A 15,225-nucleotide genomic window follows, 5' to 3' on the forward strand; every position below is an offset into this window, starting at 1 on the left:
ACAAACAAGTCCGAAATTCAAACGATTTCCAACTTTTTAGAGACGTTTGTACAATCTATGCAGCTCTTGCAGAATAACACTTGCAATCTGCCTCATTCGTCTTGATCTCGCAAAAAATCAGTCTGCAGCGAAGTTCCCCGAACACGATGGTTCCTCAACAGTGTAGATGGATCATCACCAAGCATTCCCAGCGTGACGAGTGCGTTTTCTCCATATTTGTCCCGTATCTTGTCCATCGTCTGGTTCAATTGCTCTCTTTTGGGCTGCTGCTCGTAATCAAACAAGTCGAGCTGAATAGCTGCTTCCTGCTTCGCGAGCAGATTCTGAGCCGTAATGCCTAATAGTCGAACCGGCTTATGTTCAGACCAATGGCGCTCATAGAGCCGCCACGCTTCTTCTAACAATTTCGCGGCGTCATCCGTCGGATCTTCGAGTGTATTGGAACGGGTAATCGTCTTCATGTCCGGCGTTCGAATTGTCAGCTGCACCGTTTGGGCCATCAATTGCTGTCTTCGCATCCGCCGCGCTACTTGGTCAGCTAGATTAAGCAGCACCCGTCGTACTTCTTCAACCGCCTCGACGTCCTTCGGCAACGTAGTCGTATGGCCTATGGACTTGCTCTGTTCCCTTTCGGGATTCACCACACCTTCATCTTGACCATTCGCGGCCCGTTTCATCCAATGGCCATGTACGCCGAACATGGACACCAACCGCTCTTCATCCGCTTGCGCTAATTCTCCAATCGTGCGGATGCCTGAGCGCGACAGCTTCGTGGCCGTCTTATGTCCAATGCCGAACATTTCCCCGCAGGGCTTGTGCCACAGCAGCTTCGGAACATCCCGAATCCGCAGCACCGTAATTCCGTTCGGCTTCTTCATATCCGAAGCCATCTTCGCCAGCAGCTTATTCGGCGCGACACCGATGGAGCAAGGCAAAGACAGCTCCTCCCGAATCCGCTGCTGCAGTTCGTCTGCGATCGATAAAGGCGTGCCGAATATTTTGGAACCGGTAATATCCATATAGCATTCGTCGATTGACATCACTTCGACAAGCGGTGTGTAACTTTTCGCGATTTCGATAAATGCGCGGGAATACCGCCGGTATAAATGAAAATCCGGACGGATTAGCATTAAATGAGGACAAAGGCGAAGCGCCTGTCTCACATGCATGCCGGTGCGAATGCCAAGCCTTCTTGCCGCATAGGAGCAAGTGACGATAATTCCTTTGCGCAGCTCAATGCTGCCTGCCACCGCTGTCGGCTGCCCTTTATATTGTTCCGGGTCTTCCGCTTCATGGACGGAGCAGTAGAACGCATTCATATCGAGGTGCAGGATGACACGTCCTTTGGAAGGGTAATATTGACGAACTTCGTCACCGGTTCTATCGTTGCCGCTCACAACCTCTCACATCCTTTACACCTATGAACCAAAACAGAACCCCTGTTCTATTTATAGCTTACATACACTTGCTTCTCTATGCAAGAAATAACAGGCAAAAAAATGAAATAATGAGCGGTTGATTTAAAATCCCTAGTGCATAATAAAGCTGAAAATGCACGCAATGGAGCGTTGGAGAGGACATACGTCCGGCACTCATAGACTCCCCATTCACCCGCGATCCAAAAAATCGGCTCTATACAACGCTGAAAGCAGTGCTATAATAGGAAAATAGTTTCTTTCCATATTCATCCTTGCATAACCTAAGGGGGTACCTAGAATGTCGAATGTCATCTCTATCTTTGATACTACGCTGCGTGACGGCACCCAAGGAGAAGGCATCAGCCTTTCCGCGGACGACAAAATAAAAATTGCACGCAAACTTGACGCATTTGGCGCTCATTATATTGAAGGCGGCATTCCGGGCAGCAACGGCAAGGACATTGAATTCTTCAAGAGAGTCAAATCATACGCTTGGAATGCCAAGCTGACCGCATTCGGCAGCACACGTCGCAAACAATCGTTGGCCGAGCATGATACGAGCTTGAATCGGATCATTGAAGCTGGCGTGCCGGCAGCGACACTCGTAGGGAAGTCTTGGGACTTTCACGTTCATACGGCGCTGCAGACAACGTTGGAAGAAAATTTGGCAATGATTTCTGATTCCATTGCATACCTTAAACGCGCGCAGATGGAAGTGATGCTCGATGCCGAGCATTTCTTCGACGGCTACAAGCACAATCCCGAATATGCGCTCGCGGTGCTGAAGGCGGCACAAGAAGCTGGAGCGGACTGGATCGTCATGTGCGACACGAACGGCGGCACGCTGCCGAACGAAATCGGGCGCATTATTCGTGAAATCAGCACTCAAGTGCAAGTGAAGCTCGGCATCCATACGCACAACGATTGCGAGCTGGCTGCAGCGAATACCCTAGTAGCCGTAGAGGCCGGTGTCACCCAGATTCAAGGAACGATGAACGGCTACGGTGAACGCTGCGGCAACGCGAACCTGTGCTCCATCATTCCGACGCTGCAGTTGAAGATGGGCTATTCGTGCGTAAAAGATGAGCAGCTTCAAGAATTGACCACAGTTGCGCGCTACGTAAGTGAAATTGCCAATGTGCATATGCCTGTCAATCAACCTTACGTCGGCAATGCCGCCTTCGCGCACAAAGGCGGCATCCACGTCTCGGCCATCTTGAAGGACTCGCGCACCTATGAGCACATTCAGCCGGAGCTTGTAGGCAACAAGCAGCGCGTGCTCGTATCTGAGCTCGCAGGACAGAGCAATGTGCTGTCCAAGGCGCAACAGCTCGGATACGAACTGGATGCAAGCAAGCCGGAGACCCGCTCCATCATGGAACGAATCAAGGAACTTGAGCATCAAGGCTACCAATTCGAAGGCGCTGACGCCTCGCTCGAATTGCTGCTTCGCCAAGCGACCGGTCAGACGGAGGAGCCATTTGCGTTCGAATCCTTCAAGATTTTGGTGGAGAAGTCCGCACAGCGCTCCGTCGTGTCGGAAGCCATCGTGAAGCTTAATATTGACGGCGAGACGATATATACGGCTGCAGAAGGCAACGGTCCAGTAAATGCACTAGATAACGCGTTGCGCAAAGCGCTTATCCGCCACTATCCTTATATTGAAGAAATGCATCTTTCCGATTATAAAGTGCGCGTCTTGGATGAAAACGATACGACAGCAGCCAAAGTCCGTGTTCTAATTGAATCTACGGATTCACAAAATGCTTGGAGCACCGTCGGCGTCTCCAGCAACGTTATCGAAGCAAGCTGGGAGGCGCTCGTAGACAGTATTCGCTACGCCTTAATAGGCAGAGAGAAGCGTCAGCTCACCCCAGAACGGAAAGAGCAAATCGGTCTAGTCAATCATTAGCTTATAGAGGTTATTCAATAAGTCCCCCTTTTGAAAACGGTGCTGAAAAGTGGCCTTTTTGAACACGCACTTATATGTTCCATATGCTCCGCAACGCCAAAAAGGAACGGCGCTTCTCTCCGTAGAGGCGGCCGTTCCTTATCCATTCCCTGCACTTTTCTGATTGCACATTCATTCCTCGATCAGCTTCTCGATTGCCTCTTCCAGATCCTTCGGTGGGCGAAGCCCAACGAACAATTCACGAATGACCCCATTCTTGTCAACCAGCACATTTGTCGGAAATGCTATTCCGTTATAAAGCTTAAATGCTTTGCCTTTCTCATCCATCAGCACAGGATTGACTAGACCATATTTCTCCACGAATGCTTTCGCCTTATTTTCTGAATCGTAGGAGGTGACGTTGACTGACAGCATTTCCATTCGATCCTTATACTTCGCATACAGCTTCACCAGATCAGGCGCTTCGGCTTGGCATGGATCGCACCACGATGCCCAAAAATTAATAAAGATCGGCTTCTCCTGCTTGCCGCCAACCTGAAAAGTCGTTCCATTCGTGCTTGTTAACGAGAAAGAAGGCGCCAGCTTCCCGACTTGGGGACCTGTTTCTGTAGGCAGGACTGTACTGGATCCAGAACCTTGCTCCCGCCCAGACGTATCTGCGGCTTTGCCCATTTGATTTTGCCATGCCCCAAAGCCAATGAGTCCAATGCCCAGTATAAGTACGAGTACGCTCTTTTTCATAAAACCTGCTTCTCCTTTGCTGGACTCCTTACAGAGGTTATTCGTTATTCAAAAGTCCCCTTTTGTTCACGATGCATCTCAGGATGTGATTAGGCATCGAATCTTGCCTTTACTCTTGAAGTTCCGTGCTTCCGATGCAGTTTTCTTGCGAAAACTTGCTCTGCACTTCTCGGTGCTGAAAAGTGACCTTTTTAATCATCCATTTACAGTTATTGTACCCCTTTTCCAACAAAAATACGATCCTGTAATGTAACGAATCGAATGACACATCATTATCAGGGGTACAGTAACGAGGTAAATGTTATGAAACGGAGGAACGAGGAATAATGGAGAAACAACAAGCTCGGTCCATGTGGCTGGAATATGCTGCACTCGCTACCGTGCCGCTCGTGCTTGTCTTAGGCAATTCGATGCTCGTGCCGATCTTGCCAGAAGTAAAACGTCATCTTCACTTAACGCAGTTGCAAACAAGTCTTATCATTACATTGTTCTCTGTCACGGCAGGCATCGTTATACCGTTTACCGGGTACTTATCCGATCGCTTTGGCCGTAAAAAGGTCATCATTCCGTCACTCATCGTCTACGGGATTGCAGGTATCCTGACTGGACTTGGCGCACTGTGGGGCTCCTACGGGATGCTCATCGGTTCTAGAGCCTTGCAAGGCCTGGGAGCAGCAGGAACCTCCTCGATCGCCATGGCGTTAGTCGGGGACTTGTATAAAGATGCGAAGGAAAGCCAAGCTCTCGGCTTGATTGAAGCTTCGAACGGTGCGGGAAAGGTAATAAGCCCCATACTTGGCTCGGCACTTGCATTGTGGACTTGGACGGCTCCCTTTTTTGCCTTTCCTTTCTTCTGTGCATTGTCCTTAGTGGCCGTTATTTGGCTGATCCATGAGCCGGATCAGAGACCAGAGCCGGTTCCGATTAAGAAGTACTTGCAAAATATTAAGGTCATCTTTAAGCAGAAGGGACGCTGGTTGATTCCGGCTTTTTTTGCAGGATCATTAGCCTTATTTATTTTGTTTGGCATTTTATTTTATTTGTCGGATATTTTGGAAGAGAAGCCCTATTCGATTAAAGGCATCATGAAAGGTCTGGTGCTCGCCATCCCGCTGTTGGGCATGGTGACGACGGCTTACATCACAGGGAATTTAATTAAAAAGAATGGCGTGCTCATTCGTTGGCTAATGAATATCGGATTGTTGATGATGGCGATTTCGCTTGGATTCACGATTTTCTTCAATAAAAATGTGTACGGCTTTATCAGTCTCATTACCGTGAGCAGTATCGGAACAGGAATGCTGCTGCCGTGCTTGAATACGATGATTACCGGTTCTATAGACAAGGCCGAGCGCGGCATGATCTTATCACTGTATAACAGCTTGCGCTTTTTCGGTGTTGCGTTCGGTCCCCCGCTCTTTAGTTGGATGATGGACATCTCACACCGTGTTATTTTCATTACAGTAACCGCACTATCTGTAATCGCGTTCGTGCTAGTGTTCCTCTTCATCAAACCGGACAAAGAAGTACGCTAAACTAAAAAGGAGTCTTGATTTATGATACACTTACCTTGGATGTCTGCATGAGATTAGACATTTCGTCACTCATTGGGACAAGTCAAGGACAAAGAGGGGGTTTCAAGCAATGCACGACTCCATCAACAATCAACCGGATACGAGAGATCCGATTCATATCGAGTGCGCCGTCTGGGAGGCGATGGTGAACCATGCACGCTCCCAGCTGCCATTCGAAACGTGCGGCGTCCTTATCAAACCGCGTCATTGCCGGATGTACAGGGAATTTAGACCGCTTATGAATCGGGCCTCTGAGCGGCTTCACTCCTTCCAGCCCGATGCCCAAGAATGGGTAGCTCTCGTCATGCAAGCCGAGCGTGAACAGCACACGCTGCTGCTCGTCCATTCTCACCCTGGAAGGCCTCCTATCCCTTCTACAGAGGATACGGATGGCATAGCATTAAGCGCTGCCCTATTTGACGCCTATATCATTGTTTCTTTCCATAAGGATGGGACTCATCACAAAATAACGGATGGCGATCCTCCCGATACACGAGCATATCGCCTCCACGCTTCTAGTACGCAGCACAGACATGGCAGCCGTCATATTTTGTTTGAGCTAGCCCATATCACAATTGTGGAGAGGAAAGATGACTCGGAGCGCTTGGTTACGTGCTGATACCAAATTATCGCGCTTATCTTCTCCGAATATCTTTATCTATACGATCCATAGTCCCCATATCCTCTTCATCCGTACTGTTGAACTCCTCTCTTTCACTCATTCTAAATTTATAAACGATACCTCGAACAATATGTTAGATAATCCAACATATTGTTAATTTATTCGAGTCATTATAAGCTATAAATGAGTATGTCGACAAATATATGTGATATATTTTTACTTAAATAATGTTCATTTAATGTTCATTGTGTTTGTTTTAAATATACTCGTCTATTATGTTAGTTTATATTACATATATAAAACCATAACGTTTGACTGTATGGTTTGTTTTTTAGTATCATATACATTAGATAAGTGAGGTGAATGACGATGGATAGAAGGAATTTAATTCGAATTGGTGAGCTCGCTCGTGCTGCTAACGTCAGTCAGCGTACGATAGACTATTACACGACGATCGGTCTTCTTGAGCCTGTGCAGCGCACGGATACCAACTATCGTCTGTACAGCCATGAAACGATCGAGCGAATCAAACGTATTAATCAATTAAAACAAGAGAAATATTCATTAGAGGAGATCAAACAATATTTCTCTCAGCTAAGCAAAGTAATTGCGGAGCACGATATTGCTGCAAGACTTACCGAACTGCAGCTTCATATGGAGAAGCTGGAGCGCGAAGCCAAGGAACTGCAGCCAATGATCGATAAGCTCAAGGCGAAGCATACCAGTTCTCTGTTCAACCGCTTGGCGACACAAAGCGCAGCTTGTGTAGAAGTGCTTCTCACCTTCATCGACAAAGGGAACAACCACTTTATGATGTAAATGAAAGTACGTATCATGAAATGACCTTTCACAGTCGCCTAGCTAAAGTTATACTCATTACTATTTTCAAGATCAAATCGTAATAGAGGGTGTTCAAAAAGCGAACTTTTGAACACGAACTAATAGGAGGTAAGCCATATGTTTTTTCACCCAATGGATTTTTTAATCATCATCGCTTTTGGACTCTCTCTGTGGGCACAATTCCGTGTTAAAGGTACGTTTAGTCGCTTCTCACAAGTGCCTATATCAAGCGGGATGACTGGTTACGAAGCCGCCCGCCGCATGCTGGACAACAACGGCCTGTACGATGTGCCGGTCGAACCGGTGCAAGGCGCACTGACAGACCACTACGACCCGATTCACCGTGTCGTTCGACTATCTGAGCCAGTGTACTATGAGAACTCCATTTCGGCGGTCTCAGTTGCCTGCCACGAAGTCGGTCACGCGATCCAACATCAGCAATCGTATCCGATGCTTGTGCTCCGTCACCGTATCTTCCCGGTTGTCAACTTCGCTTCTGGGTTTGCACCGTTTCTCATCATTGCCGGTTTTCTGTTCCAATGGTCTGGAATGCTGCTCGCTGGTATTATCTTCTTCTCCGCAGCCGTCTTCTTCCAGCTGGTGACGCTGCCGGTGGAGTTTAACGCGAGCAACCGGGCAAGAGACATTATGATTTCAGAAGGCTTCATCACGAATGACGAGGAACGCGGTGTGGCTAAGGTTCTGAATGCAGCTGCACTCACTTATGTCGCCGCCGCACTCATCTCCGTCCTCGAGCTGCTGAAGTACATTATGATTTTTACAAGCCGCGACGACTAAGACCGGCTTAGCTCCTATAATATATAACAAAGCCCCTTCATCCCCTGCCTTGTAGAGAGGATGAAGGGGCTACTTGCGTTGGCGACTCCCAACAATGCCAACTTCATTTACGTTGATGAAGCATTCGAAGAGGATGCAGACTTTTTTGAACGCGCAAGCTCATACAGATCGTGCTGCTCGAAATATCGCAGCAGAAACGCATGGAACGTCTGTGCGACGAGCGGCAGCTTCTCATCCACCCGGCGAATCAATCCAATCGTTCTCGTGACGGCCGGATCAACGACACGAACACGGGCCGGCTCTAGCTCGGACGTATGCTTGAGCGCCATATCCGGCAGCAAGCTGACTCCCATCCCCGCAGCGACGAGCCCTCGTATCGTCTCCGTCTCTTCCCCTTCGAAGCTGATGCGAGGGGTAAATCCAGCTTCAATGCAAGCATCCCACACAATGGGACGCAGCGAATATCCTGGACTGAACATCACAAAGGTCTCATCCTTCAACTGCTTCAATGAAATGGACTCTTCCCCTGCCAACGCATGATTCGGTGGCAGAATGGCAAGCAGCTCCTCCGTCAACACGATTTCACCGGTGACTTGATCACATTCTTTCGGATACGGCGAGATAAAAGCCAAATCCACTTCACCCGATACCACATCTCGAATTAAAGACGGATACATTCCCTGTTTAAAACGAAATTTGACATTAGGATGCCTTTTGCGAAATTCAGCCACCATCTTTGGAATTAGATGAACTCCCAAGCTGTGGGGAAATCCGATTCGAACTTCACCAAGCTCCGGGTCCATAAACTCCTGCACCTCTTGGACTGCTCGTTCCAGCTCTTTCAAAATCACTTCCGCCCGCTTGCAGAACAGCTGACCGACTGGAGTCAACTGAAGGTTGCGGCCTTTTTGCAAAAACAACTTCACTCCAAGCTCTTCTTCCAATTGATGAATTTGCCGACTTACCGCTGACTGAGCGACGTGCAGTTCCTCCGCCGCTTGCGTCACATGCTCTTTTTGCGCCACCTTAACAAAGTAGTGCAATTGCCTAAGTTCCACGACTCCTTCGCTCCGATCTCGATTTATGCTTGTATAATTATCGAATTAACCGCAGAATGCTGTACACCGCAAACCCGGCCACCAACCCGCCGATATGGGCGCTCCAGCTAATCCCGCTGATGATGAACGACTGTGCAATACCAATCCCTAGAATGATTAAGAGGGTCTTGCGCGAAGCGTCATCAAGCGTCCAGCGTTGAAATATTGCAATGAACAAATATGCTCCGTATAAGCCGTATATCGCTCCAGAAGCGCCGACAGCAAGCGTGCCCCATTCCGACAGCATAAGCGCAGCTCCATTCCCAAGCAGCCCGCTTGCCGCATACAGTAAGGCATATTTAAAAGAACCCAATATTTTTTCCAGCGGCGGTGCAAATACGAACAACGCGAACATATTGAACAGGAGATGCTCAAAGCCGGAATGAAGAAACATCGCCGTCGCCATGCGCCACGTTTCATGGATGTACGGTTCTTCTTTCCAGATCGCACCGAAACGGAACAGATTTTCTCCATTCTGCGAACCGCCGCTTACGGCTAACACGGCGAACATCACCAAGTTAGCGATAATAAGGAGGGTCGTTACTGGATAGTTTTTCACATAGCTGCGCCAATTCTCGTAACGAATAAAAATCATACGCTATCCCTCGCTTTCTCACCTTATATCTTACTTCTCGCTCAATCATTCTCAATGATGCACGCAACCAATCACGAAGCGACATTGGACAACTGTGCGAGTTAAACATTATAATGGAAATTAGGTTTACCAAATATTAGACCGTTATGTAAGAAGGAGGTTCCAACCATGTCCGTAGAACGTACAGGTGTGGCAACACTTAAAGGCAATCCCATCACATTGCTGGGTCCAGAACTTAAAGTAGGCGATAAAGCGCCTGATTTTCAATTAAACAAATCGCTTGTCGAAGCTGTCAGCCTGAAAGATCTTGCAGGAAAAGTGAAACTCATTAGCGTTATTCCATCCATCGATACTGGTGTATGCGATGCACAGACGCGCCGCTTCAATGAAGAAGCCGCTAAGCTTGGTGACAACGTAGCCGTATTGACGGTAAGCGTAGACCTTCCAATGGCACAAGCGCGCTGGTGCGGAGCTGCTGGTGTGGAGAACGTCGTCATGCTGTCCGACTACAAAGACAACAGCTTCGGCGAAGCTTATGGCGTGCTCATTAAAGAGCTGCGCCTCGACATGCGCTCTATCTTCGTACTGGATGTCAACGACACAGTCCAGTATGTCGAATATTTAAGCGAAATGACGGAGCATCCGAACTACGAGCAAGCGATTGAAGCAGTCAAATCTCTGCTGTAATCCTCTGCGCATAGAGTAAAAGCGAGAGAAGAGTTTCGGCTCCTCTCTCGCTTTTATATGTACGAGCTTATTACTGTGCCTCATCGGCAGCCGCTTAAGAGGTAATTCAAAAAGCCCCTTTTGGATCACGAAGCATTCCAAGAAGTCTTTTTGAACACGCACTTTAATTATTATTAACTTTAACTGCTGCCATCTTCTTATCCAAGACGGCATACAGGTCCAATATGACCCGGTAGTTTGCACCGAAGTCTCCCATTCCTCCGCGAGAAGCCGAGTAAATATCGATTGCCGTTCTCATTGGTCCAACGTTGATGACGGAAACGGTAATATCCATCGTTCGTCCGGTCATCGTACGTTTCTCCAGAGTAATCTCGCCTACCGAAGGCACTTCATGCAACACTTTGTATCCTTGTATCTTCTTCAAAGTCGATGCGACTTCTTCCCAGACTTTATCCCGAGACATCTGGTAGTAATGCGTTTTCAATTTAGGGTCCTTTGCCCGATCGCCGCTCGATTCAAAGCTGCGAACGATGCCAACCAACACACGTTTGAGTGACAAAAGCGTGTTCCTCCTTTTCATGACAGCCGTTGCTCACTAATCTATAGTCTAACACTGTTCGAAGGTTAACGAAAGAGGATTTCATATAGAAAAAGAAAAACACCTTCAGGGCGGACCAAGGTACGCTTTGAAGGTGATTCGGTTGTTGTATACCCGCCTATGCCGTTTGGCTTCTATGTTTCTGAACCTGCTCTCGCAGGTGGGTGTCCGCAAAAGTACTTATGACTTCCCTTCGGAGAGGGCCTGTCAGCCGTGCTTCGATATTGAACTCCCAAGAAACAACCATTGGTTCAAAACAACGAAAGCCTACACGCACATCGCAGGATGTAATCTTATTATAATGTTTTCATACCCAAAAGTAAACCTAGCTTCAAGCCCAATTCAGCCGTCCCTGACACGGTCCGTATGCTTCGGGAACTCATCATAACACAGGACCAGATATGAATTCAAGTACCTCCGTACGATTTGTTCAACACATTTCGCGTTCTTGCAAGCTTCTCGGTGCCGAACAGTGACCTTTTTGAGCACTTACTTGGATGTGTATCTGTTCTCTTCCACACTTTCTTTGACCGGAGCGTTATCCACTTCATCAAATGGCACTTCCGCATCCGGATCCGCTTCCTCCCCCTCATTCGTCTGCTCTTGTGCGCGCTCATGCTGGTCCTGCATCTTCTGGAACACAGCATAAAAGTTAAAGAACGCATAATAGGCAATAACGGCTCCTGAGAAGAAAATGATAAGGAACGGCCATTTGAACAAGCTGAAATATAAAATAGCTCCGCTCACAACCGTCGTCATAATGATGCGCAGCGGTCTGAGAAGCGTGAGCAAGATGCTGTTCTTCACCAATTGCACCGTCTTCATATGATAGTGCGATACCATCGAGAAAAAGTTAAACAACGACACGAACAGCACGATTAGAAATCCGAGCATGACGAATCCAATCGCTTGGAAAGACTTCAGCTGAGTCATGTATACGGTATAGTCTACATACATAATGACGAACAAGAACGTATAGAAGATACCGCCGATCATAGCTTGCTTGTAGTTCTCTTTATATGATTTGAAGAACGTACTTAGCAGCTTCACGTCCGTTTCCCCCATCACCCATTTCCGTGCAACGGAGAACATCGCTGCTGTGGCCGGGAACAGTGTAAACGGTGCCACAATCCCCATCGCCCAGTTCATCGTAATGGATTCGTTCAAGAAGTTCTGCTGCATAACAAGCAATTTCATCAATAAAAAAAAGAAAAACGGAGACGAACAGAGCAGCCACAGCACGTTCGTAACCGAAAATCGCATAATCCATTCCGAAATTCGGTAAAAGCCGCCCATTATCCCTCGAAATTCCAAAGGTCATTCCCCCTCATGCATCCTGTCCTATAACTATAATACAAATGGGTCATGTAATGCCAGTGCCTATTTTCTTACTGCTGGGTAGCCGTTTAAAGGTGCTCACCTTATGGCATATGATGTTGCCTTAATATAAATCCACGCTTGTTCTAAGGGGGTTGCGCATGGGCGTATTTCATTCATGAAGCAAAGAGACCGCCACAGGCGGTCTCTTTGTCTCTGTCGAACAGGCTTATGTCAAGATACATGTTGCATCTATTCTATAACCTGTACACCTGTACTATTCGTTATCGCGGCTGCGGCGTCCTTCATCATTGCTGCGGCGCGGACGACGATCTCCACTTCCGCTGCGGTCACGCCATTCACCACTACGGTTGCTGCTGCTGCTGCTTCCTCCACGGTTGTCACGGTCGCGGTTGCCGCCGTATCCTCCACGGTTATCGCGTCCGCCGCTGCGCGAACCACCGGATCCACCGGAACCGCCAGAGCGTCCGCCACGATTGTAAGGTGCAGACAGCTTGCGCCCGCTTGTACGCACATCTGGCTTGCGACGCTTCGCACGAATCGGATCCTCAGGCGTCAAGGAAATTTCAACATCTTTCTTCTCACCTGTCATCAGCTTAAATGCCGCCGACAACAAATGGACGGAATCGTATTGCTCAAGCAATTGAATCGCAATGCCTTTGTACTCGGTCAAATCACCGTCTTGCAGCACTTCGAGCATGCGTTCCGCGATAATGCGCTGTTTGCCCTCAATTGCCTCCGCCATGCTTGGCACCGGCTTGCGAGGAATGCGATGGCGCGTGACGCGTTCGATAAAGTGCAGGTGGTCGATCTCACGCGGAGTGACGAAGGACCAAGCGCTACCTTCCTTACCTGCACGACCCGTACGACCAATACGGTGCACGTATGATTCCGGATCCTGCGGCAAGTCAAAGTTGATGACATGCGTTACGCCGGATACGTCCAAGCCGCGCGCTGCTACGTCCGTTGCGACGAGCACGTCAATGCTGCCGTCACGGAATTTGCGCATAACGTTATCGCGTTGGTTCTGAGATAAGTCGCCATGCAGCCCGTCAGCAGAATACCCGCGCTTCTGCAGCGCTTCAGCCAATTCATCAACCCGACGCTTCGTACGTCCGAAGACGATAGCAAGCTCAGGAGATTCCATGTCCAAAAGACGGCTTAATGCATCAAACTTAACACGTTCAGGCACTTCGATGTATGCTTGAGCGATAAGCGGCGCACTAACTTGCTTCGGCATTACCGATACATGCTCAGGCTCACGCAGGAATTGATTAGCAAGCTTCTGAATGTTCGGTGGCATTGTAGCGGAGAAGAGCATTGTCTGGCGTTCATCCGGTACCAGGCTCAGAATCGATGTGATATCTTCCATGAAGCCCATATCCAGCATTTCATCAGCTTCATCCAGAACGACCGTTGTTACATCATTCAGTCGGATCGTCTTCCGGTTAATATGATCCAATAGACGTCCAGGCGTTCCGATAATAATTTGAGGGTGCTTTTTCAAAGCGCGAATTTGTCTTCCGATATCTTGACCACCGTATATCGGGAGCGAACGAACGCCTTTGAATCGAGTCAATTTTCCGATTTCCTCGGCAACTTGAATCGCCAATTCACGTGTCGGCGTCATAATGAGCGCTAGCACGCGCTCATCTGTAGGGTCAATCTTCTGAATCAACGGAATACCGAAGGCGGCCGTCTTCCCTGTACCCGTCTGCGCTTGTCCAATAAGGTCACGTCCTGTCATCGCTACAGGGATCGCTTTCTCTTGGATCGGAGTCGCTTCTTCAAACCCTAATTCCGTAATTGCTTGCAGCACTTTCGTCTCCAAGCCAAATTCTGCAAATGTCTTCAATATATTCATACTCCTTCGTTGTGGACAATCCACAGCCTTGTCTGTATTCTTAAGTAGCGCGACAATGGTGACGAATGGCACATTCAGCCGACCGTCTTCTCATATACAATGCGGAGGTGATCCTCACTTGAAACGCTTAACTCCGCGGATTTATCATGAACATCGTGGATAACAATAGCCTACTCAAGAATATCCAGCATATTATAACACAAACGCCTTAAAGAATACCAGCAGAGATATGACCAAATACTACGTTTTGAGGTGAATTTGCTTGAAACGAATTTTACACGCCTTTATTTTAATTATCGGCGCAGCGTGCATCGCCGTATCTTTCAATCTGTTCCTCATGCCGCACCATTTGTTAAGCGGTGGAGTATCAGGCCTGTCGCTCGTAACCAATTACATAACAAAATGGGATCCGTCGATTTTATATTTCGCTTTTAATCTGCCGATTATCGTCTGGGGATGGTTCATTCTCGGTAAACGATTTATCGTATACAGCATTATTAGCGTCGTGGCTACGACGTGCTTCATTTCCATTATTCCGGTGAAGATGGTCACGAATGAACCGCTGCTTGCGGCGGTATTCGGTGGAACGCTTGTCGGAATCGGAAGCGGAATATCCCTGCGCATCGGAGGCTCGTCCGGCGGATTCGATATTATTGGTTCTATCGTGACTCGTTACCATGATTTTTCCATTTCCAACATTCTGGTTGCTCTTAATGCGGTCGTCATCGTATCGCATGGATACATTTCTCAAGAGTGGGAATTGGTGCTTTACTCCATGGTGTCCATCTTTACTACGGGAAAAGTGATCGGCACCATATATATTAACCATTATAAAGTGACCGTATTTATTATTACGCGGGAAAAAGATACCTTGATAAATAAACTGCTCTGTCTCCCGCACGGGGTTACGGTCATTAAGACGAGAGGGGCCTTTACGGACATCGAAAAGGACATGCTTATGACGGTCACGACGCGCTACGAGCTGTCGGAACTGAAGCGAACGATTATGGAAATCGACCCGAAGGCCTTCGTCAATATCGTGGAAACAGTAGGCGTCATCGGGAATTTCCGCCGTCCGAAGAGCATGTGACCTCTTGCATGTATTCGTGAAATCAAGCCGTAAGCTTTATCCTAAAATGTT

The 15,225-nt window shown here is 48.1% G+C and carries 14 protein-coding genes and 1 other RNA gene; 7 read left to right on the plus strand and 8 right to left on the minus strand.

Annotated features, from left to right (window positions below; translation table 11 throughout):
• Positions 1–92: 92 nt before the first annotated feature.
• Entirely contained in the window at positions 93–1,397 is a 1,305-nt protein-coding gene (locus tag LQV63_RS16930) for a DNA polymerase IV (protein ID WP_019424293.1), read from the minus strand.
• A gap of 319 nt (positions 1,398–1,716) precedes the next feature.
• Between LQV63_RS16930 and cimA the strand changes: the two genes are divergently transcribed.
• Positions 1,717–3,330, plus strand: a complete 1,614-nt coding sequence (cimA, locus tag LQV63_RS16935; protein WP_233697614.1) for a citramalate synthase — start codon at positions 1,717–1,719, stop codon at positions 3,328–3,330.
• Between the two features lie 171 nt (positions 3,331–3,501).
• Here cimA and LQV63_RS16940 read toward each other — a convergent pair whose 3' ends face one another.
• Complete coding sequence (locus LQV63_RS16940; protein ID WP_233697615.1) at positions 3,502–4,071, minus strand: TlpA family protein disulfide reductase; 570 nt, start codon at positions 4,069–4,071, stop codon at positions 3,502–3,504.
• Between the two features lie 326 nt (positions 4,072–4,397).
• Between LQV63_RS16940 and LQV63_RS16945 the strand changes: the two genes are divergently transcribed.
• From LQV63_RS16945 to LQV63_RS16960, 4 genes are all read left to right on the plus strand, one after another.
• Positions 4,398–5,606 carry an MFS transporter gene (locus tag LQV63_RS16945; RefSeq protein ID WP_019424289.1) on the plus strand — a complete coding sequence of 403 codons (1,209 nt, stop codon included), beginning with the start codon at positions 4,398–4,400 and terminating at the stop codon, positions 5,604–5,606.
• Between the two features lie 109 nt (positions 5,607–5,715).
• The gene (locus LQV63_RS16950) at positions 5,716–6,264 is read left to right on the plus strand and encodes a Mov34/MPN/PAD-1 family protein (RefSeq protein ID WP_233697616.1); all 549 of its coding nucleotides are present in this window, start codon (positions 5,716–5,718) and stop codon (positions 6,262–6,264) included.
• A gap of 372 nt (positions 6,265–6,636) precedes the next feature.
• Positions 6,637–7,086, plus strand: a complete 450-nt coding sequence (locus tag LQV63_RS16955) for a helix-turn-helix domain-containing protein (protein ID WP_019424286.1) — start codon at positions 6,637–6,639, stop codon at positions 7,084–7,086.
• Between the two features lie 138 nt (positions 7,087–7,224).
• Positions 7,225–7,905: a zinc metallopeptidase gene (locus LQV63_RS16960; protein ID WP_233697617.1), complete on the plus strand. Its 681-nt coding sequence runs from the start codon at positions 7,225–7,227 to the stop codon at positions 7,903–7,905.
• A 107-nt stretch (positions 7,906–8,012) separates the two neighbouring features.
• Here the strand turns inward: LQV63_RS16960 and LQV63_RS16965 are convergent, their stop codons facing one another.
• Both LQV63_RS16965 and LQV63_RS16970 read right to left on the minus strand, forming a co-directional pair.
• The gene (locus LQV63_RS16965; RefSeq protein ID WP_233697618.1) at positions 8,013–8,963 is read right to left on the minus strand and encodes a LysR family transcriptional regulator; all 951 of its coding nucleotides are present in this window, start codon (positions 8,961–8,963) and stop codon (positions 8,013–8,015) included.
• Between the two features lie 37 nt (positions 8,964–9,000).
• Positions 9,001–9,597, minus strand: a complete 597-nt coding sequence (locus LQV63_RS16970; protein WP_233697619.1) for a rhomboid family intramembrane serine protease — start codon at positions 9,595–9,597, stop codon at positions 9,001–9,003.
• 168 nt (positions 9,598–9,765) lie between these two features.
• On the opposite strand from LQV63_RS16970, the gene tpx reads away from it, so the two are divergent.
• A complete protein-coding gene (gene tpx / locus LQV63_RS16975; protein ID WP_233697620.1) occupies positions 9,766–10,284 on the plus strand; it encodes a thiol peroxidase in 519 nt (172 codons plus the stop codon).
• 163 nt (positions 10,285–10,447) lie between these two features.
• On the opposite strand, the gene LQV63_RS16980 is transcribed toward tpx, so the two are convergent.
• From LQV63_RS16980 to LQV63_RS16995, 4 genes are all read right to left on the minus strand, one after another.
• Entirely contained in the window at positions 10,448–10,843 is a 396-nt protein-coding gene (locus LQV63_RS16980) for a DUF1499 domain-containing protein (protein WP_233697621.1), read from the minus strand.
• A 146-nt stretch (positions 10,844–10,989) separates the two neighbouring features.
• Positions 10,990–11,172: non-coding RNA, 6S RNA (ssrS, locus tag LQV63_RS16985), on the minus strand.
• A 199-nt stretch (positions 11,173–11,371) separates the two neighbouring features.
• Positions 11,372–12,196, minus strand: coding sequence for a YesL family protein (locus tag LQV63_RS16990; protein ID WP_233697622.1), 825 nt, complete (start codon positions 12,194–12,196; stop codon positions 11,372–11,374).
• 280 nt (positions 12,197–12,476) lie between these two features.
• Positions 12,477–14,075, minus strand: a complete 1,599-nt coding sequence (locus LQV63_RS16995; protein ID WP_019424279.1) for a DEAD/DEAH box helicase — start codon at positions 14,073–14,075, stop codon at positions 12,477–12,479.
• Positions 14,076–14,346: 271 nt separating this feature from the next.
• On the opposite strand from LQV63_RS16995, the gene LQV63_RS17000 reads away from it, so the two are divergent.
• The gene (locus LQV63_RS17000) at positions 14,347–15,174 is read left to right on the plus strand and encodes a YitT family protein (protein WP_019424278.1); all 828 of its coding nucleotides are present in this window, start codon (positions 14,347–14,349) and stop codon (positions 15,172–15,174) included.
• The last annotated feature ends 51 nt before the right edge of the window (positions 15,175–15,225 follow it).

Origin of the sequence: Paenibacillus profundus, assembly GCF_021369635.1 — a bacterium.
GTDB classification, from domain to species: domain Bacteria; phylum Bacillota; class Bacilli; order Paenibacillales; family Paenibacillaceae; genus Paenibacillus_B; species Paenibacillus_B profundus.

Bases quoted from the DNA above. Each gene is read 5' to 3' on its own strand.
- cimA (WP_233697614.1), top strand. From the start codon at position 1,717: ATGTCGAATGTCATCTCTATCTTTGATACTACGCTGCGTGACGGCACC.
- LQV63_RS16940 (WP_233697615.1), bottom strand. From the start codon at position 4,071: ATGAAAAAGAGCGTACTCGTACTTATACTGGGCATTGGACTCATTGGC.
- LQV63_RS16945 (WP_019424289.1), top strand. From the start codon at position 4,398: ATGGAGAAACAACAAGCTCGGTCCATGTGGCTGGAATATGCTGCACTC.
- LQV63_RS16950 (WP_233697616.1), top strand. From the start codon at position 5,716: ATGCACGACTCCATCAACAATCAACCGGATACGAGAGATCCGATTCAT.
- LQV63_RS16955 (WP_019424286.1), top strand. From the start codon at position 6,637: ATGGATAGAAGGAATTTAATTCGAATTGGTGAGCTCGCTCGTGCTGCT.
- LQV63_RS16960 (WP_233697617.1), top strand. From the start codon at position 7,225: ATGTTTTTTCACCCAATGGATTTTTTAATCATCATCGCTTTTGGACTC.
- LQV63_RS16970 (WP_233697619.1), bottom strand. From the start codon at position 9,597: ATGATTTTTATTCGTTACGAGAATTGGCGCAGCTATGTGAAAAACTAT.
- tpx (WP_233697620.1), top strand. From the start codon at position 9,766: ATGTCCGTAGAACGTACAGGTGTGGCAACACTTAAAGGCAATCCCATC.